General features: G+C 67.5%; 16 protein-coding genes and 1 pseudogene. 7 read left to right on the top strand and 10 right to left on the bottom strand.

All coding sequences use genetic code 11. The annotated features are described in order from the left end of the window. Nucleotides 1–28: 28 nt before the first annotated feature. Complete coding sequence (gene ribB, locus QRX50_RS29575) at nt 29–1,312, top strand: 3,4-dihydroxy-2-butanone-4-phosphate synthase (RefSeq protein WP_285966405.1); 1,284 nt, start codon at nt 29–31, stop codon at nt 1,310–1,312. A 257-nt stretch (nt 1,313–1,569) separates the two neighbouring features. Here ribB and QRX50_RS29580 read toward each other — a convergent pair whose 3' ends face one another. From QRX50_RS29580 to QRX50_RS29610, 7 genes and pseudogenes are all read right to left on the bottom strand, one after another. Next, a complete protein-coding gene (locus tag QRX50_RS29580) occupies nt 1,570–2,112 on the bottom strand; it encodes a DoxX family protein (RefSeq protein ID WP_285966406.1) in 543 nt (180 codons plus the stop codon). Nucleotides 2,113–2,207: 95 nt separating this feature from the next. After that, nucleotides 2,208–2,555, bottom strand: a complete 348-nt coding sequence (fdxA, locus tag QRX50_RS29585; protein ID WP_285966407.1) for a ferredoxin — start codon at nt 2,553–2,555, stop codon at nt 2,208–2,210. Between the two features lie 23 nt (nt 2,556–2,578). Next, nucleotides 2,579–3,934, bottom strand: coding sequence for an FAD-dependent oxidoreductase (locus QRX50_RS29590; RefSeq protein ID WP_285966408.1), 1,356 nt, complete (start codon nt 3,932–3,934; stop codon nt 2,579–2,581). Nucleotides 3,935–3,941: 7 nt separating this feature from the next. Beyond that, nucleotides 3,942–4,124, bottom strand: a complete 183-nt coding sequence (locus QRX50_RS29595) for a hypothetical protein (protein ID WP_285966409.1) — start codon at nt 4,122–4,124, stop codon at nt 3,942–3,944. Nucleotides 4,125–4,362: 238 nt separating this feature from the next. Next, nucleotides 4,363–5,128: pseudogene (locus tag QRX50_RS29600) on the bottom strand (crotonase/enoyl-CoA hydratase family protein). Nucleotides 5,129–5,304: 176 nt separating this feature from the next. After that, nucleotides 5,305–6,465, bottom strand: a complete 1,161-nt coding sequence (locus QRX50_RS29605) for an acyl-CoA dehydrogenase family protein (protein WP_285966410.1) — start codon at nt 6,463–6,465, stop codon at nt 5,305–5,307. An 8-nt stretch (nt 6,466–6,473) separates the two neighbouring features. Continuing rightward, nucleotides 6,474–7,652: a thiolase family protein gene (locus QRX50_RS29610; protein WP_285966411.1), complete on the bottom strand. Its 1,179-nt coding sequence runs from the start codon at nt 7,650–7,652 to the stop codon at nt 6,474–6,476. Between the two features lie 556 nt (nt 7,653–8,208). Between QRX50_RS29610 and QRX50_RS29615 the strand changes: the two genes are divergently transcribed. Both QRX50_RS29615 and QRX50_RS29620 read left to right on the top strand, forming a co-directional pair. Continuing rightward, nucleotides 8,209–9,291, top strand: a complete 1,083-nt coding sequence (locus QRX50_RS29615; RefSeq protein WP_285966412.1) for an LLM class flavin-dependent oxidoreductase — start codon at nt 8,209–8,211, stop codon at nt 9,289–9,291. A gap of 50 nt (nt 9,292–9,341) precedes the next feature. Further along, nucleotides 9,342–10,865, top strand: coding sequence for a class I adenylate-forming enzyme family protein (locus tag QRX50_RS29620; RefSeq protein WP_285966413.1), 1,524 nt, complete (start codon nt 9,342–9,344; stop codon nt 10,863–10,865). A 1-nt stretch (nt 10,866) separates the two neighbouring features. Here the strand turns inward: QRX50_RS29620 and QRX50_RS29625 are convergent, their stop codons facing one another. Then, nucleotides 10,867–12,417: a class I adenylate-forming enzyme family protein gene (locus QRX50_RS29625; RefSeq protein ID WP_285966414.1), complete on the bottom strand. Its 1,551-nt coding sequence runs from the start codon at nt 12,415–12,417 to the stop codon at nt 10,867–10,869. Nucleotides 12,418–12,483: 66 nt separating this feature from the next. Between QRX50_RS29625 and QRX50_RS29630 the strand changes: the two genes are divergently transcribed. After that, on the top strand, nt 12,484–13,722 hold the full coding sequence (locus QRX50_RS29630; protein WP_285966415.1) for an acetyl-CoA hydrolase/transferase family protein: 1,239 nt from the start codon (nt 12,484–12,486) through the stop codon (nt 13,720–13,722). Beyond that, on the top strand, nt 13,722–14,582 hold the full coding sequence (locus QRX50_RS29635; protein WP_285966416.1) for an SMP-30/gluconolactonase/LRE family protein: 861 nt from the start codon (nt 13,722–13,724) through the stop codon (nt 14,580–14,582). Before QRX50_RS29630 ends, QRX50_RS29635 begins: the two co-directional genes overlap by 1 nt. A gap of 29 nt (nt 14,583–14,611) precedes the next feature. Here the strand turns inward: QRX50_RS29635 and QRX50_RS29640 are convergent, their stop codons facing one another. After that, nucleotides 14,612–15,520 carry a phosphotransferase family protein gene (locus QRX50_RS29640; protein WP_285966417.1) on the bottom strand — a complete coding sequence of 303 codons (909 nt, stop codon included), beginning with the start codon at nt 15,518–15,520 and terminating at the stop codon, nt 14,612–14,614. 191 nt (nt 15,521–15,711) lie between these two features. Between QRX50_RS29640 and QRX50_RS29645 the strand changes: the two genes are divergently transcribed. After that, nucleotides 15,712–16,515: an enoyl-CoA hydratase/isomerase family protein gene (locus QRX50_RS29645; RefSeq protein WP_285966418.1), complete on the top strand. Its 804-nt coding sequence runs from the start codon at nt 15,712–15,714 to the stop codon at nt 16,513–16,515. A 2-nt stretch (nt 16,516–16,517) separates the two neighbouring features. On the opposite strand, the gene QRX50_RS29650 is transcribed toward QRX50_RS29645, so the two are convergent. Beyond that, nucleotides 16,518–17,279, bottom strand: coding sequence for an SDR family NAD(P)-dependent oxidoreductase (locus QRX50_RS29650; protein WP_285966419.1), 762 nt, complete (start codon nt 17,277–17,279; stop codon nt 16,518–16,520). 128 nt (nt 17,280–17,407) lie between these two features. Between QRX50_RS29650 and QRX50_RS29655 the strand changes: the two genes are divergently transcribed. Continuing rightward, complete coding sequence (locus QRX50_RS29655) at nt 17,408–18,397, top strand: TIGR03557 family F420-dependent LLM class oxidoreductase (RefSeq protein WP_285966420.1); 990 nt, start codon at nt 17,408–17,410, stop codon at nt 18,395–18,397. Nucleotides 18,398–18,441 lie beyond the last annotated feature (44 nt).

Raw genomic sequence — 18,441 nt, forward strand, 5'->3', positions numbered from 1 at the left:
TCGATCAGTCAACGTATATGTTGATTGCATGGTCCAGGGAGACGACATCCAGGGTGTGGAGGCCGCGATCGCGGCAATCGCTCGCGGCGCGGTCGTCGTCGTCACCGACGATGACGACCGCGAGAACGAGGCAGATCTCGTCGTCGCAGCCGACGCGATGACCGTGGAGATCATGAACTTCATGGTCACCCACGGGCGGGGTCTGGTCTGCGCACCGATGGAAAGCCGCCGCCTGGACGCCCTCGGCCTGCGGGACATGGTGCCCGAGGGCAATGACCCACTCGGCACGCGCTTCACCATCTCCGTGGATCTCGAGGTCCCCGGCAGCACCGGCATCAGCGCCGGGGACCGCTCGGCGACCGTCCGGGCGCTGGCCGACCACGCGACGACCGCGACCCAGCTGCGGACGCCAGGGCACATCTTCCCGTTGCGTTATGCCGAGGGAGGTGTCCTGGTTCGGCGGGGACACACCGAAGCCTCCGTCGACCTGGCCCGCCTCGCGGGCCGCGCGCCCGCGGCCGCCATCTGTGAGATCCTCGCCGACGACGGCACGACGCTCACCGGCTCGGCTGTCCGCGAGTTCGCCGCGAAACACGGGCTCGTCCTGGTCAGCATCGAACAACTCGCCGCTTACCGTCGCACGAACGAGCCTCTGCGGGTGGTCGAGCCGGAACAGTCTGTGCGCGGCTCCGTGAAGCGGGTCGTTGAGACCACCCTGCCGACCGAAACCGGCCTCTGGCGGGCCATCGGCTACCGCGACATGGTCACCGGAGCCGAGCACCTCGCGCTCGTCCTGGGCGACGTGGCGGCGCGGCAAGCTCCGCTCGTCCGGTTGCACTCGGAGTGCCTCACCGGCGACGTCATCGGCTCGCTGCGCTGCGATTGCGGCCAGCAGCTGGAGAAATCGTTCCAGACGATCGCCCGCGAGGGCGCCGGCGTCGTGCTGTACATCGGCGGACACGAAGGCCGCGGGATCGGCTTGCTGAACAAGTTGCGCGCGTACGCGCTTCAGGATCGCGGCCGCGACACCGTCGACGCCAACCTGGAACTCGGCCTGTCCGCCGACTCGCGCACCTACGACCAGTCGATCGTCATACTGCAAGACCTCGGCCTGACCCGGGTGTGGCTGCTGACCAACAACCCGGTCAAGATCGCCGCGCTGCAGGACGCGGGCATCGCGGTCGACGATGTCATCCCGTTGCGCATTCCGGCCACGCTGCACAGCGCGGCCTACCTGCTCGCGAAGGCCCGCCGCATGGGCCACCGGCTCGGCGATCTCGACGAGACCTACCCGCACCCTGCGTCACGGTAGTCCGCGCGGGACCCACCCTCTCTGCACCCACCCTGATGCTTCGCTGAGCACGAATGCCAAGCTGCAGATGCGAGTGGGCGTCTTGTCGCTGATTTCACCCGGATCATCATTGCCGGTAATGGGGCACAGGAACACCCGCTTGTCGGCGCGGGTCTGCGCCGACAAGCGGGTTTGGGTTGAACAGCCGGAGCGGGATCGCCAGGACCGGGACACTCCGAAACACCAGCGGGACGGCTGGGAACCGTGGTCCGTGCCGGCTATTCGCCTTCCTGCACCGCGGTTGCTCCGACGTTCCCGGCGGCGGGCTCTTCGGGTGCACTGGGCCGCCAGCCGGCGGCCAGCAGGGCACCGGCGCCGAGAACGCCGAGCAGGGCAGCACCGCCTCCCCACCACGCGGTGAAACGCAACCTCAGCACGTGGTCGACCGACAGTGTCCCGGAGCCCAGCAGGGCCAGCGCGACGGCGGCGAGCGCGAGTGTCAAGACGTACTCGTAGCCGTCCTTGAAGACGAAGAAGCCGTGTTTCCGATGGACGGTCACTCCCGCGACAGTCGACACCCCGACCACCGCGGCCACGCACAGCGGCGTCACGAAACCCACCAGCAGGCCGAGACCTGCTGCCAGTTCGAGAACTCCGCTGACCACCGCGTGGGCGCGGGCCGGACGCAGACCGATTCCGGCGAACCAGCGTGCGGTGCCCTCGACTCCACCCGGCCCCCACAGGTGGTTGTATCCGTGCGCAGCCATGATCACGCCGAGGGTGAGGCGCAATAGCAGGGACGCGTATCCATCCACGGTCATGGTCGAACCGCCTTAGCACATGTCTCGTATCGGGCGTTTGACTTGGTAGTGCGAAGGCGCCGGCGGTCTCGGACCGCCGGCGCCGGCCGAGCGGCCTAGCCTTCGGCCTTGGATGGCAGGCCGGCGACGAATTCACTGTCGGCGCCCACCGGGCCCACACGCGCGGCCCCACCCGGGTTTCCGAGCGGCTCCGTCCTGCCCGCCAGGGGAAGCTGGAAGAACGCCGCGTTGCTCTCCAGCGCCGGCAGGAATTCGGCCGGCAGGTCGTCCTTGTGGTAGACGGCCTCCATCGGGCAGGCCGGCTCGCAGGCGCCACATTGGACGCACTCGACGGGATTGATGTAGAGCGCGCGCTCACCCTCGTAGATGCAGTCGACCGGGCATTCCTCGATGCAGCTCTTGTCCATCACATCGGTGCACGGTTGCGCGATAACGTAGGTCATCCGGGAGAATCCCTCTCAGCTTGTCAGGGTTCGGTGGTTGCGCGCAGCGCGATGTCGTTGAGCGAGGCCCAGTCCGGGATCTTGCTGCGAACGCGCCCTTCGCTCGCCCCGCGGCCGAGCTCCGCTTCGTCGATCCGCCGCCAACCCGTGTAGTCGATCCACCGGGCCGATCCGGCCGCGAGCGCATCCTCGATCCGTCGTCCGGCGGGACGGTTCGAGTCTGTCTTGGCCAAGTCCTCCAGCAGCGCGGAGACGGTCTCGCGAGCGTCGGACTTGTTGGTGCCGATGACTCCCGTGGCGCCCCGCTTCACCCAACCGGCGACGTATTCACCCGGGAGCGGCGCACCCGTGCCGTCGACGATCCGACCGGCATCGTTGGGTATCACCCCGGCGTCGTCGTCGAACGGCACGCCCGGGAGGGCGGCGCTGCGGTAGCCGACGGCCCGTACGACCAGCTGCACCGGAATCGTCTCGAATTCCCCGGTACCCGCGGCGGCTCCGGACCCGTCGACGGTGAGCCGCTCCAGGCGCAGGGCTTCGACGCGGGTGCGCCCGATGATCTCGACCGGTTTCCGGAAGAAGCGAAACTGCACCTTGCGCGCGTTCGCCCGTGGTGGCTGGGTACTCCATTTCTGCAGGACGTCGAGGTTGGCTCGGGCTCGGCGGTCCAGACCCGGTTCATCGGCGCCCGCCAGATCGGCGGGGCGGACGACGCGGTCGATCTCGGTGACCACGTCGAGCTCGCGGAGTTCCTTGCTGGCGAACTTCGCGTGCTCGGGACCGCGACGACCGATGACGTGCACCTCGCGGGCCCGGTTCTCACCCAGCCGGGCGAGCACGGGCACCGGGACGTCGGTGCGGGCGAGGTGTTCGCAGGGCCTGACCAGGATCCGGCTGACGTCCAGCGCGACGTTTCCCGCACCGATCACGGCCACCGATTCGCCGTCGAGCGAGTGTCCGCGTTCGAAGTCGGGATGGCCGTTGTACCAGGAGACGAACTCGGTGGCCGAGATGCTCCCGAGCAGGTCCTCTCCCGGGATGCCCAGGCGGCGGTCGATCTGCGCACCCGTCGTGTAGACCACGGCGTCGTAGCACTCGAGCAGATCTTCACGAAGAACGTCTCGGCCGAACTCGATTGCGCCGATGAACCGGATCCGCGGGTGCTCCAGGATCCCTTGGAGTGTGTGGATGACCGACTTGATGGTGGGATGGTCGGGTGCGACCCCGTAGCGAACCAGCCCGTACGGAGTGGGCAGTCTCTCGATCAGGTCGACATCGACGGCGACGTCGGCCTGGCCCACGAGTGCATCGGCGGCGAAGAGGCCGGCCGGTCCTGCACCGACAACCGCCACGCGGACCGGGCGGGTACTCGCAGTCATTCGATTCTCACTTTGCTGTCTGGGTTTCGTTCTCGACCGCGAACTCGTACGAGGCTTCGATTTCGCCGATCCGCCGAGGGGACGTGGTCGGCGTGGCGGATTTCGAGCCAGCCGCCACACCACGATCGACGCCGGGCTCGGTCGCCGGCGTCCGCTCGCCCGAGAGAAAGTGTTCATTCCGATCGAACACCACCTGAGCGTATTTGTGCGATCCGACTCTGTCAACCTGAGTGTTGACAAATTGTGAGTGTCCCCTGCCGAGTGTCGGACCGGGAATGAAGCCGCCGCCCCATTCAGTCGTGCAGCTGCATCCTGATGGTGATCGGCTGTCGCAGGTCAGCGCCGTCCGATCGAGGATTCCTCCTTCTCGCCAGGAGAATCGGGAAGAGGCGGAGGTGGTTGCGGTCGGACCGCCTTGTGCGCCCGGGTCAGATTCCGCGCCAGACCGGGGAGCGCTTTTCGGCGAAGGCGCTGGCGCGTTCCTGTGCGTCTGCGGAGTCGAAGACGGTCGCGGTGATATGGGCTTGCCGGGCGAAGGCGTTGTCGTCGGTCCACGCGGTGCTTGCGGCGATGATCTGCTTGGTTGCGCGGACCGCGAGTGGTCCGTTCGCGGAGATCCGGGCCGCGAGTTCACGTGCGTCCTCGAGGGCATTGCCGGGATCGGCGAGCGTAGTGACGAGGCCGTGCTGATGGGCGAGTTCCGCGGTGACGGGGTCGCCGGTGAGGGCGATCTCCATGGCGAGCTGGTAAGGGATTCGGCTTGGGCAGGCGCAGGAGCCGACCGGCGGCGGCAACGAGGCCGCGCGTGACTTCGGGCAGCCCGAACTTGGCATCCCGCGCCGCCACGATGAGGTCGGCGCTGAGAGCGAGTTCGCAGCCGCCCGCCAGCGCCCAGCCTTCGACGGCGGCGATCAGCGGCTTGGCCGGCGGTCGCTCGGTGAGGCCGCCGAATCCGCGGCCGGGAATCGTGGGCAGTTCGCCGCGGGTGAACGCCTTCAGGTCCATGCCGGCGCAGAAGGTGCCGCCCGCGCCGGTCAGGATGGCGACCGTCAGGTCGGGGCGCGATTCGAATTCGTCGATTGCCGCGGCGATCCCCTCGGCGACCGAGCGGTCGACGGCGTTGCGGGCCTCGGGCCGGTTGATGGTGATCTGGGCGATCCCGTCCGTGAAATCCGTCAGGACACTGTCACTCATGGCTGCATCTCTTTCATGTCTTCGCGATCGTGTGACGTACCGCGGCCAGCGCGGACAGGTCGCGCGCGGCCGAGCGCCGGAGAGGTGTGGGCACCCATTCCGAAACGGTGCGATTCCTTCGACGTGGGACTGGTTGTCGAGCAAGGCGGCGCATCGCCCGATGCAGGGGAAGAGCGTCAGCTGCTCAGTGATGCGGCGATGTCGCGGCCGATGATCTCCTTCATGATCTCGGTGGTGCCCCCGTAGATGGTCTGGATGCGCGAGTCGATGAAGGCGCGCGCGACGGGGTATTCGAGCATGTAGCCGTAGCCGCCGTGCAGCTGCACGCACCGGTCGACGACTCGTTTCTGCAGTTCGGTGGCCCACCACTTCGCCTTGGCCGCGTCGACCGCGGTCAGGGTTCCGGCATTGAGCGCGAGCACGGCGTTGTCGAGGTAGGCACGGGTCACGTCGAGTTCGGTGGTGATCTCGGCGAGGGTGAAACGGGTGTTCTGGAAGTCTCCGATCGGTTTGCCGAAGGCCGTGCGCTCGAAGCAGTACCGGGTGGTGTCGTCGAAAACGGCCTGCGCACTGGAGATCGCGCTCGCCGCGATCGACATCCGTTCGCGGGGGAGGCGATCCATCAGGTGCACGAAGCCGCCGCCCTCGGTGCCCACCAGATTGGATCCCGGTACCCGGACATCACTGAAGTACAGTTCGGCGGTGTCCTGGGCGTGCAGCCCGACCTTGTCCAGCTTGCGACCTCGGGTGAACCCCGGAGTCCCGGTCTCGACGACGATCAGGCTGAACCCCTTCGAGCCCGCGCCGGGGTTCGTGCGGGCGACGACAATGACGAAGTCGGCGTTGACGCCACTGGTGATGAAGGTCTTCTGCCCGTTGATCACCCACTCGTCGCCGTCGCGCACGGCCGTGGTCCGCACGCCGCGCAGGTCGCTGCCGGCGCCTGGCTCGGTCATGGCTATGGCGCCGATCAGCTCCCCGGCCGCCATACCGGGAAGCCAGCGGTTGGTCTGCTCGGACGTGCCCAGGTCGGCTATGTAGGGCATCACGATGTCGTCCTGCAGCGCGAAGCTCGAGTTGAGCGAGTTCGCGCCGGCGCGGGCCAGTTCCTCGGTGACGACGAGGCGGTACCGGAAGTCCGGCTGCCCGGCGCCGCCGAACTCTTCCGGGACGCCGAGGCCGATGACCCCCTGCTCGCCCGCGGCGTGCCACACGTCGCGGGCGATGAGCCGGTCGGTGTCCCAGCGCTGTAGGTTCGGCGCGACCTCACGGGTCACGAACTCCCGGACCATCGCACGGTAGGTGTCGTGGTCCGGGCTGAACAGCTCACGTCGCACAACGACTCCTAGATGCGTTCGATGATGGTGGCGTTGGCCATGCCGCCGCCCTCGCACATGGTCTGCAGGCCGTACCGGCCGCCGGTGGCTTCGAGGTGGTTGAGCAGGGTGGTCAGCAACCGGGTGCCGGAGGCGCCGAGCGGGTGGCCCAGTGCGATCGCCCCGCCGCGCGGGTTCAGGCGCTCGGGGTCGGCGCCGAATTCGTACTGCCAGACCAGCGGGACGGGGGCGAAGGCTTCATTGACCTCGTAGGCATCGATCCCGTCCAGTGACAGACCGGAGCGGGCGAGAACCTTCTGAGTGGCCGGGATGACGCCGGTGAGCATGAGCAGCGGGTCGCTGCCGGTGACCGCGAAGCTGTGGAAGCGGGCCCGCGGACGCAGGTTCAGCGCGGCTGCCGCGTCCTCGTTCATGATCAGAACAGCGGAGGCGCCGTCGGTCAGCGGGGAGGAGTTGCCGGGGGTGATCTTCCAGTCGATCTCGGGGAAGCGCGCACCCGAATCGGCGTCCTGGAAGGCCGGTTTCAGCCCGGCGAGGCCGTCGACGGTGGTGGTGGCCCGGACGGTCTCATCCGTGGTGGCGGTGACATTCTCGGCGGTGATCGGCACGATCTCGTTGTCGAACCCGCCCGCCGCCGCCGTTGCGGCGGCGCGGGTGTGCGAACGGGCGGAGAACTCGTCCAGCGCGGCGCGGTCCAGTTTCCACCGGCCGGCGATGATTTCCGCTGCGACGCCCTGGTTGACCAGCCCCTCGGGGTAGCGGGCAGCCACGCCCGGTCCGAATGCGTCCGCGCCCAGCGTCGCGGTTCCCATCGGCACGCGGCTCATCGACTCGACGCCGCAGGCGATGACGATGTCGTAGGCGCCGGCGATGACGCCCTGGGCGGCGAAGTGCGCGGCCTGCTGGCTTGACCCGCACTGCCTGTCGATCGTGGTGGCCGGAATCGATTCGGGTAACCCGGCGCCCAGCACCGCGTTGCGCCCGATGTTCATCGCCTGCTCACCGGCCTGCCCCACGCAGCCCACGATCACGTCGTCGATCAGGACGGGGTCCAGCCCGTTGCGTTCGACCAATGCGCGTAACACCCCGGACAGCAAGTCGGTGGGGTGCAAGCCGGAAAGCTGGCCGCCCGGCTTTCCCTTGCCCGATGGGGTGCGCACGGCATCCACGATCACCGCGTTGGTCATGGTCCATTCCTCCCTGGATGTGGTCGTCGGTGTCCACGTCGCTTTAACGATCGTTAGATAACTCGTTGGCTGTCAAGGGTTCCACTGACTGCGAGCGGGTGGCTGAGGCCTGGATCACGCGAATCCCGTCCCCGATCGTCGAAACGGCTCAGTGCCCGCGGTGCGCCGCCGACGCCAGGAGGAACCGGTTTCACGAGCGTGGTTTCCACTCCACCGCGGTGCGAGAAATCGTCCGCCGCGGTGCGAGACATGGCGATGGTCGATGCGCAGGCGCTGGGTTTGCGAGGAGGATTCGTCGGCCCCGGAAATCCGCGAAAGCAAGCCCGAACGATCGTGGATCACGCGGGTTCGACGCGGCGGGGCGCGACCTTGTCGGCGGCAGACCGTGCTCACCGAGCGTCAACACTGGTTGTCCGCAACGCGTTGATCTCGACCTGACAGGCCTCTCGCGTCGTATCAACACGATGGTTGACAGAGGATGATCCGACGGGCAGGCTGTGATGGTCCTTGACCCGCGGTGATGACGCATCGCTTCGAATTGAACATGGAGATCTACGTGGAATTCGGACTCCTCTACGAATGGCAGATGCCCGTCGGGATCTCGCGGGAGGATGAATCGACGGCGTTCCTGCAGATGCAGGAACAAATCAAGTTTGCCGAGTCGGTGGGCTTCAAGTCGCTCTGGTCGGTCGAGCACCACTTCCTCGAGTCGTTCTCCCACGCATCCGCCCCCGAAGTCCTGCTGAGCTGGGCCGCAGCCAACACCACCACGATGCGCATCGGCCATGGCGTGCGTCTGCTGCCTTACCCGTACAACCACCCGATCCGGGCGGCTGAGCAGGCCGCGACGCTGGACCTGCTTTCGCAAGGCCGGCTCGAGTTCGGCAGCGGTCGGTCCGCCACCGCCGCGGAGCTCGGCGGCTTCGGGATTGATCCATCCGAGACGCGCGAGATGTGGCGTGAGTCCCTGGAACTCATCATCAAGGCGTGGACCAACCACACCGTGGAGCATGAAGGCAAGTACTTCAATCAGGTGCCGCGGCCGATGGTGCCCAAGCCGCTGCAGGACCCGCACCCGCCTCTGTGGATGTCCTGCACCAGCCCCGAATCCCACGAGGTGGCCGGCGCACTGGGCCTGGGACTGCTGTCGTTCACCCTCGCTTTGGACTTCAGGGAGGTCGGCGACCGCATCGCCAAGTACCGCGAGCGGATCAAGACCGCCGACCCGATCGGCAAGTTCGTCAACAACCAGACTGCTGTTTTCACGATGGCGCACTGCGCCGAGACGAACGAGCTGGCGCGGGAGCGGGCCGAAAAGGGCGTCATGCAATACCAGCACGACCAGATCGAGCTGCTCTGCTCGCTGCTGCCGGAGATCAAGGAAGGCAGCTCGTACGATTACTACGAGCGCTTCGTCGGGGTGGACTACGACAAGTTCACCTACGACCACTTGGAGCGCAAGGAAATGATCCTGGTCGGCGACCCGGAGCGGTGCATCCAGCTGGCGAAGAAGTACGAGACGATGGGCGTCGACCGGCTGCTGCTGTTCGTCCAGTACAAGGACATGCCGCACGAGCACACGATGGACGCGTTGCGCCTCTTCGGCAAGGAAGTCCTGCCGGCGTTCGGCCAGGCTTAGGAATCTCTCCCCGGGGCAAAGGGCGTACCTCGATGTTCAATATCGCAAACATGCCGGAGATGTTCGCGGCGCGCAACACGACCCAGCCGGCGCTGATCGACCCGGTCTCGGGCGTCACCCGGACCTACGGCCAGCTCGCTGATCGCACGGACCTGCTGGCTGGTTCTCTCTTCGAACTACTCGGGTTCAAGCGAGGCGGCCGCATCGCGGCCTTGTCGCGCAACTCCATCGAACTCGTCGAGCTCTACATCGCGGCGGCACGGGTGGGGGCGCTGCTGTTTCCACTCAACTGGCGGTTCTCGCCGGCGCAGGTCGCCGAGGCACTGCTCGACGCGGCGCCGGCGGTCGTGTTCTACGAGGCTGAGTTCGCGGACGTCGTCGCTGAGATCCGCACCCAGGTGGACACGGTCTGGATCGAATGGTCCACCGGCAAGGACAGTGAGTACGAAGAGCTGCTCGCGCGGGTGCGACCGCGGATCGCCGATGTCAGGCGGCGTCTCCCGGACCCGAAGTCCCTGCTGTTCGAACCGTACCTCGCGATCTCCACCGGTGGTACGAGTGGCATCCCGAAGAGTGCCGTGCACTCGCAGTACAGCTACGGCGCTTGCACGCTCGACTACCTGGCCGGCACCCGGGTCGCCGAGGACGACATCTACCTGATGCTGGGACAGCTGTTCCACGTCGTGGGCTACATGGCGTTCGCCTACCTGCTCTGCGGGCGCCCCGTGGTGGTCACGAATTTCCAGACCGACGGGATGCTCGAGCTGATCCGGCAGGAGGGGGTTACCGCCTTCATGGCGATCGGGGCCATGCTGCCCCGGTTGGTCGCGGAGGCGGAGAAGGACGTCGACCCTCCCTCGACGGTCCGGATCGTCGAATACGGCGGTGCGCCCATGGGTGCCGACACGATCCGCAGGGCCGGAGAGCTGTTCAAGGCCGACCTGATGCAGACGTGGGGGATGACGGAGTTCGGTCCCGGCACCTACCTGGGCCCCGAGGCGCACCGCCGCGCGCTGTCGGGGGAGAAACCGGAACTGTTCCGCTCGTGCGGAAACTCCGCGCTGCTGTCCACTTTGGCGGTCCTCGACCTGGAGACCGGCCGGCCCGTCCCCCGCGACGGCAAGACCATGGGCGAACTCTGCCACCGCGGTCCCAACAACATGATCGGCTACTGGAACAAGCCGGAAGAGACCGCCGGGCTCGTGAGAAACGGCTGGATCCACACCGGTGACGGCGTGACCTGGGACGAGGAAGGCTTCTTCTACATAGTCGACCGTCTCAAGAGCCTGATCATCTCCGGGGGCGAGAACATCTTCCCCAGCGAGGTCGAGCGGTGCCTGGGCGACCACCCGGAGATCGCCGAAGTCGCGGTGGTCGGCGCGCCGGACGAGCAGTGGGGCGAGGTCGTCAAGGCTTTCGTGGTCCGCGCGACCGGTTCGTCGCTCACCGAGGACCAGGTGAGCCGGTACGTCGGCGAGACCCTCGCCTCGTACAAAAAGCCGCGCGTCGTCGAGTTCAAAGACGCGTTGCCGATGACCCCGACCGGCAAGGTCAACCGCAAGCTCCTGAAATGACTCAGCCGCTCAGCTGCTCCTTCATCGACCGCTTCGAAACTTTCCCCGTGGCGGTCAGGGGCAGCTGATCGGCTGTCGTCACCTTGATGGTGCTGGGGACCTTGTAGCCGGCGATGCGCGTGCGCAGCCAGGTCCGGACCCGATCGGCCAGATCGTCGTGTGCGGCGGTGCTGACGAGCACGCAGGCCACGGTCTCGTCGCCCTCCGGCGTGGGAAGACCGAAGACGAAAGCCTGATCGACGTCGTCGTGCTCCACGAGGACGCGTTCGATTTCCAGCGGCGAGACGTTGATGCCGTTGACCTTCATCAGCTCGTGGCTCCGGCCGAGGTAGGTGAGGCGGCCGTCGACGTCGAGCTTGCCGAGGTCGCCCGTGCGGAACCAGCCGTCTGCGGCGAAACCCTGCGCGGTGCGATCGCCGTCGTCCAGGTAGCCGGGCGAAATCAGGCCGCGGATCTGGATCTCGCCGGGTTCGCCCGGGCCCACGGGCGCTCCGTCGACGACGATGCGCAGTTCCTGCGTCGGCAGCGCGGTGCCCTGGCTGAGCATACGAAGCTGCGGCGGGTCCGTGTGGTGGGTGATCGTGGAGTGGCCGTGGCCTTCGGTGAGGCCGTAGGCATTGCACACCTCGCGGACGCCGAGCACCTCGATCGCCAGGCGGAGGTCTTCGGGGGTGGCGTTGGCGGTGCCGGTGCGCAGTCTGCTGATGTCGCGCGCGGCGAGATCGGGATGAGCGGCCAGCGACCGCGTGATCGGGCCGATTCCATAGTAGACGGTGCACCGGTGGCGTTCGATGAAAGCCAGCGCGGCCGCCGCGTCGAACTTCTCCTGCACGCACAGGGTGGCGGCGTGGGTGAGTGCGTTCGGCAGGGCGTTGGAGCAGCCGTACACGAAGAAGAGCGGTGAGCCGAACCAGAGCCTGTCGGAGCCGGTGACGCCCTGCCGCTCGCCGATGGCGTGCGCGGTGCGGACCACGCCGCCCTGGGTCAGGCGGACTGCCTTCGGCTCGGCCGTGCTACCACTGGTGAACAGGACAAGGGCGTCGGCGGCTTCGATGGTGGGTGCCGCCCGGAGCGCGGCGAGCGGGTCGGCGACGGTCACCTCGGGTATTCCGTCCGGAGTGGCGGTGCCGCGGTTCCAGGTCAGGATCGGCGTTCCAGCGGCCGCGACGCCCGACACGAGGTCGCGTCCGTTCCGGCCGAAGATCCGGTCCTGAGTGATGACCGCGCGCAGTTCTGCCCGCTCGGCCACGACTCTGAGCTCATCGGAGCGGTACCACGTGTTGAGGGGCACGACGGTCAGCCCGGCGGCGTGCGCCGCGAGGTAGGAGGCACACCAGCGAATGCCGTTGGTCAGCAGGACGCCGACGCGTTCGCCCGGCGCCAGTCCCCGGGCGGCGAAGCCGACGGCGACGTTCGCGACCAGTTCGGCCATCTCGCCGTAGCGCAGTTCGCCGTCCTCGGCGATGACGAAAGTGCGATCGGGATGCGCGGCGGACACCTCGGCGAGGACCGCCGGTGTGGTCCAGGAGGGGACTTCCTCGAACCGGAACATCGGTCGAGCGTAAGTGTCCAACACGTGTGTTGACAACCTTCGGAGCCGTTGCGAGACTCGAAACCGATGAGCGTGCCTGAGATCCTGACGTACCTCTGTCCCGGTGACACGATCGCCGTCGAGCAAGTGCTGGGTGAGCCCACGGTGCTGGTGGACGAGTTGTTGCACCACGCCGATGCGCTGCCCGGAGTGCGGTTGTTCGTGGGAATGAGCGTCACCGGTGTGCTGACCCGCGTTCCGGCCCGGATCGGCATGGTGTCGACGGTCGGGATGGCGGCGAACACGCAGCTGATCGGCGAGGGGCGCATGCAGATCGTCCCGGCGCACATGTCCCAGTTGCCGTGGCTCCTGTCCGAAGGGCCGTTGAAGGTCGACGTCGCGCTCGTCCTGCTCAGTCCGCCCGATGCCGACGGGTGGTGCAGCCTCGGAGTCACTTCCGACTACGCGTGGCACGCCATTTCTTCGGCGCGGGTCGTTCTCGCCGAGATCAACGACAATGTGCCGGTGGTGCCGGGCGACACCCGGGTGCACCTTGACCAGGTGGCGTATTCGATCCGCACGCACCGGGCGCTGCCCGAGTACCCCCGCGCCGACCCGTCCAGCCTGGAACGGGTGATCGCGGCGAATGTCGCGCGGTACGTGCGCGACGGGAGCTGCCTCCAGGTCGGTATCGGCAAGTTGAGCGAGGCTGTCCTGCAAGCCGTAGCCGACCGTCGTGACCTCGGCATCCACTCGGGCATGGTCGGCGACACCATGCTCGAGATGATGCGCGACGGCATCATCACCGGGCGGGCCAAGGACGTGGACAACGGGTTGGCGGTGGCCGGGTCGATTCTCGGTTCGCACCAAGCGCTGGCGCTGGCGGCCGAGGAGAAGAACCTGCGGATCGTCTCGATCGGTCAGACTCACGATCCGGCCCGGATCCAGGAGCTGTCGAACTTCGTGTGCGTGAACGCCGCGCTCGAAGTGGACTTGTTCGGGCAGATCAACAGCGAGACGGCCGGCGGGCGGTACGTCGGCGCGACCGGCGGCGGCGTCGATTTCCTGCGCTCGTCTGTGCGCGCACCCGGCGGCCGCTCGATCGTGGCGCTGCCTTCCTCGACGCGTAAAGGGCGCAGCCGGATCGTTCCCCGCGTCGAGACCGTCACCGCGCTCGCAACCGACGTCGACGTGATCACCACCGAGCACGGCGTTGCCGAACTGCGCGGCGCATCCGCGGGGGAGCGGGTCGAGCGCGTGATCGCGATCGCCGCACCCGAACACCGCGAGCAGCTGCGCGATTCCGCAGCGGAAATGGGGCTGTAGTGACCGGCTTGAACCACTTCGTCGCGCTGCGCGGCGGGTACGGGCTCACGGAGGCGGCCCGCTGGTATCCCGAACACGGACTGGTCTTCTCGGACATGACGCGAGGAGGCGTCTACCGGTTCGCGCCGGGGAGCTCCGAGCCCGAGACGGTGATCCCGCACCGCAAGGCGATCGGCGGGCTGGTCGCGCACGCCGACGGTGGCTTCGTGATCAGCGGCCGCAACATCTCGCACAAGTCGGGTGATTCGACGGTCGTGCTGCTGGAGCCGCGCGAGGACGAGTTCTTCTTCAACGACCTCGGAGCCGATGGGCGCGGCCGGATCTTCTGCGGATCGATGCCGAGGACCGACGTCCGGGACGCCGGCCGGTTCTACCTGATCGATCTCGACGGCACCGTCTCAGTGCTCACTGAGGATTTGCGAATCGCCAACGGCGTCCACGCCGACCCGTCCGACACCGCGTTGTACTCGGTGGACTCGGGCCGGTGCCTGGTGTGGAAGTTCGCGCTCGCCGACGCCGCGGCGGGCATCGCCGCCTCGCGGGAGCTGTTCGTCGACACTTCCGAATACGACGCGGTCCCCGACGGGCTCGCGGTCGCCGCTGACGGGTCGGTGTGGGTTGCGATGGCCGGCGCCGGCTGTGTCGTCGGGTGGTCGGCGGCGGGTGTGAAGATCGCCGAGATCGCGTCGCCGCACGCCCTCACCACCACGCTGGCGTTCGGCGGTGCCGGTCTGGCCGAGTTGTACATCCTCACCGGGGACAACGAGGACTACCCGAATCCGGCCGGCGGCACGGTCTTCCGCACCACCGCACCCACTGTCGGCACACCCGCTCCCTACGCCGAAGTTCGGCCCCGCTGAGTCCGGTTGCGCCGGCCTGATCTCCGTGGTCAGACGACGTGGAGCGCGGCGTCGGCGAGGAGGCGCGGTACGTCCTCGCCGAGGGATTCGGCCCACGGATCGTCGGCCAAGCCGTTGACGAAGCGGGCATACGCGCCTTCCACGATGGCGGCCAGCTTGAACAGCGCCAGCACCATGTACCAACGCAACGCGGTTGTCGGGCGGCCCGTCAACGTCGCGTACCGGCCGGCCAGCTCCCCGCGGGACGGAGCGCCCGGAACTCGGGTCAGTGCCTGCACCTTTGGCATCGCGATGGGGGTAGCCCGCTCGGGCCCCCACAGGGCCAGCAAGAGGCCGAGGTCTACGAGCGGGTCGCCGATCGTGGCCAGCTCCCAGTCGATGATCGCGGACACCCGTACGGGCGGTCCTGGTTCGATGAGGCAGTTGTCCAGATGGAAGTCGCCGTGCACGATCGCCGGAGCAGTCTCCTCGGGCCGGTTCGCCTCCAGCCACCGGCCGAGGAAGCCGAACTGAGGCAGGTCGCGCACCCTGTTCCGCTCGTACTGCCCGCGCCATCGGCGGACCTGCCGCTCGAGGTAGTTCACCGGGCGGCCGAAGTTCGCCAGGCCGACAGCGTCCACATCCACGCGATGCAACGCGGCGAGCGCGTCGACGGTAACGAAGCCGACGTCCCGGATTCCCGCTGAAGACGGCCAGCCGGCGGGCCAGGAGTCCGTCAGCGGGCTTCCGGACACCGCCGACATCACGAGCACCGAGCGTCCGTCCACCTCCTCCGCATCGGCGAATGCGAGCGCTTGCGGTACCGGTACGTCCGCACCTGCCAGCGCGGACAAGACGCGATACTCGCGGCCGAGGTTGTTCGCCGTCGCCGAGATCGCCGTCACCGGCGGGCGGCGGAGGATCCACTGCCCGTCCGGAGAACTGAGCAGTGCGGTCACGTTGGAGTGGCCACCGCTGATCGGCGTCACTTCGAAGGGGCCTGAAGTCCCCAAGCGTGCGCTCAGCCAGTCTCGAAGTTCAGGCGTCACCGGCATCACCGCTCCCATGGTGCCTCGAGGGTTCTTGTGGCAGACTGCTGACCCGGGCCAATCAACACCAACGTTAACAGTACTGCCTGAGGAGTGCGTACATGGGCACGGTCGAGTTGACGACGATTGACGAAGGCGTCCTGCAGATCACTTTCAACCGGCCGGCTGCGCTGAATGCGCTGACCTGGGAGCTGGCGAAGGACTTCCTGGACGTCATGGACCGGGTCGACCAGGACGCCGAGGCTCGGGTCGTCGTCCTGACCGGGGCCGGCCGTGCCTTCTGCGCCGGCTTCGACCTCAACGGCTACGGCGACGACACCCGGTTGGAGAAGCTGGGCGCGCCTCGCGGTCTGCTCGTGCGCCAGGCTGAGGTCGCCACCATGGTGACCCGGCTGCGCGAAGTGAAGATCCCGATCATCGCGGCGATCAATGGCCCGTGCGCCGGTGCGGGTATTTCCTACGCGGCGGCGTGCGACATCCGCATCGCGGCCGAGGGGGCGGTGTTCTCCGCGGCCTTCCTGCGTGCCGGGGTGAGCGCGTGTGACCTCGGCGTCTCGTGGCTGCTGCCGCGCATCGTGGGTTTCGGCCGTGCCCAGGAGCTGATGTACACCGCCCGCCGATTCGACGCGAACGAGGCATTGTCGATGGGCTTGGTCACCGACGTCGTCCCGGGAGACCAGCTGACCGCCAAGGCCCTGGCCATCGCCGAGAAGATCAAGCAGAATCCGCCGCTGCAGACCGAGCTGACCAAGGTGGGGCTCTCGGTGGCTCTGCAGTCGGCCTCGCTGCAGGACGTGATCCAGTTCGAGAACCGGCAGCAGGTGCTCACCGCGATGACGGAAGATTACCGCGAGGCCATCGATTCCTACCTGGGTAAGCGGCCGCCGCGGTACTCCGGCCGCTGAGATCACAGTGCGGCCATGCCACCGTCGACGACCAGCGTGGTGCCGGTGGTGTAGGACGACGCAGGGCTGAGCAGGTAGATGACAGCCGGGTCGAGTTCGTCTTGATCGCCGAAGCGGGCCAGCATGCTGTTGGCGACGACGTTTGTCTCCAGCTGGTCCGCGCCGGTCTCGGTCATCTCGGTGAGGAAGTAGCCCGGGCACAACGCGTTGACCCGAATTCCCTTGCGGGCGGACCATTGCGAGGCCAGGTCACGGGTCATCCCGATGACCCCGGCTTTGCTCGCGGCGTAGGCAGCCTGCGGGAAGCGCGGCGCGATGAGGCCGAGCACGCTCGACACGTTCACTATGGACGAGCCCGGGCGCATGACCTTGGCGCAGGCTTGGGCCATCCAGAACACGCCGTTCAGGTTGATGTCGATGACGCTGCGGAAATGTTCAGGCGTCGTCTTGCTGGCCGGGACGGCCTCGCCGACGCCGGCATTGTTGACGAGTCCGTCGACTCGCCCGAACTGCTCCATCGCAAACGTGACGAGGTCGGCGCACTGCCACTCGTTGGCGACGTCGGTGGGTTTCGCGGTTACCAGGGCGCCCTGTTCCGCCAGTTCGGTCGCGACCTTGTCGAGGCGGTCGGCACGGCGCCCCGCCAGCACGACCGCCCCGCCGGCTTCGGCGATAGCCCGTGCGAAACCGACCCCGAGGCCCGACGTTGCGCCCGTGACGACGACGACGCGCCCGTCCAGCCGGAACGAATCCAAAACGTGCACGTGCGTGACCTCGCTGTCGTCGGGTTGAATTGCGGCGATTGCCCACTATTTTACCTGTCAATCGTGAAGTCAATACCCTTGGTCGGCGTGAAGGTCGTCGAAAAGTACCGGTGAAGGAGCGGAAACGCGTGAGTGACGTGCAGATCGGTCTTGCGGCTGCGTTGGAGCAGTTTTCGCCGCGGGAGTCGATTCGGTTGGCGAAGGCGGGCGAGGAGCGGGGCTTCTCGGGGCAGATGGCGGCGGACCACTTCCAGCCGTGGGTTCCGCAGCAGGGTGAGTCGTCGTTCGTGTGGAGCATGCTGGCGTCGCTGGCGGAGAACACCACCGGTGACCTGGGTCCCGGGGTGACGTGCCCGTCGTTCCGGTTGCACCCGGCGATGGTGGCGCAGGCCGCGGCGACGCTGGAGGCGACCTATCCGGGCCGCACGTGGCTGGGGATCGGGTCGGGTGAGGCGCTCAACGAGCACATCATCGGCGGTTACTGGCCCGAGGCGCCCGAACGCGTGCGGCGGATGTTCGAGGCGCTGGAAGTGATCCGGAAGCTGTTCACCGGCAAGGACGTCAAGCACAACGGCGAGTTCTTCAAGCTGCACACCACGCGCCTGTGGACCCTGCCCGAGACGCCGCCGCCGGTCTACATCGCGTCGGCCGGGCCGTACACCTCGCGCAAGACCGGGGAGCTGGCCGACGGGCTGATCACGCCGGGCGCCTCGATCGAGAAGCTGGGCGGGATCCTGGACAACTTCAACGCCGGAGCGAAGAAGGCCGGGAAGAACGGCGACGAGATGCCGAAGCTGCTGCAGGTGCACCTGTCCTGGGCCGAGGACGACGAGACCGCGTGGGCCAACGCGATGGACCAGTGGCCCAACGGCGGCATGAAGTTCCCGAAGGCCGACGTGCGTTCACCGTTCGACTTCGCGCAGATGGCCAAGCTCGTGCGCCGGGAGGACTTCGAGGGCCGCATGGTCGTCTCGTCGGACCCGGACGAGCACCGGGCGGCGCTGCAGAAGTACATCGACGCCGGGTTCAACCGCATCTACATCCACAACGTGGGCCGCAACCAGGACCAGTTCCTGGACGTGTTCGGCAAGGAAGTCCTGCCGAAACTCACCGCCTGAGGAATCGTGATGGCGAAACCGGCGAGAACCGCTTTCGCCACTCA

It is taken from the genome of Amycolatopsis sp. 2-15, from assembly GCF_030285625.1.
In the GTDB taxonomy this organism is placed as follows: Bacteria; Actinomycetota; Actinomycetes; order Mycobacteriales; family Pseudonocardiaceae; genus Amycolatopsis; species Amycolatopsis carbonis.

What these genes read in the sequence shown, in the direction of transcription:
- QRX50_RS29630 (WP_285966415.1), top strand. Translation starts at nt 12,484, where the DNA reads ATGAGCGTGCCTGAGATCCTGACGTACCTCTGTCCCGGTGACACGATC.
- QRX50_RS29645 (WP_285966418.1), top strand. Translation starts at nt 15,712, where the DNA reads ATGGGCACGGTCGAGTTGACGACGATTGACGAAGGCGTCCTGCAGATC.
- QRX50_RS29610 (WP_285966411.1), bottom strand. Translation starts at nt 7,652, where the DNA reads ATGACCAACGCGGTGATCGTGGATGCCGTGCGCACCCCATCGGGCAAG.
- QRX50_RS29590 (WP_285966408.1), bottom strand. Translation starts at nt 3,934, where the DNA reads ATGACTGCGAGTACCCGCCCGGTCCGCGTGGCGGTTGTCGGTGCAGGA.
- fdxA (WP_285966407.1), bottom strand. Translation starts at nt 2,555, where the DNA reads ATGACCTACGTTATCGCGCAACCGTGCACCGATGTGATGGACAAGAGC.
- ribB (WP_285966405.1), top strand. Translation starts at nt 29, where the DNA reads ATGGTCCAGGGAGACGACATCCAGGGTGTGGAGGCCGCGATCGCGGCA.
- QRX50_RS29620 (WP_285966413.1), top strand. Translation starts at nt 9,342, where the DNA reads ATGCCGGAGATGTTCGCGGCGCGCAACACGACCCAGCCGGCGCTGATC.
- QRX50_RS29625 (WP_285966414.1), bottom strand. Translation starts at nt 12,417, where the DNA reads ATGTTCCGGTTCGAGGAAGTCCCCTCCTGGACCACACCGGCGGTCCTC.
- QRX50_RS29580 (WP_285966406.1), bottom strand. Translation starts at nt 2,112, where the DNA reads ATGACCGTGGATGGATACGCGTCCCTGCTATTGCGCCTCACCCTCGGC.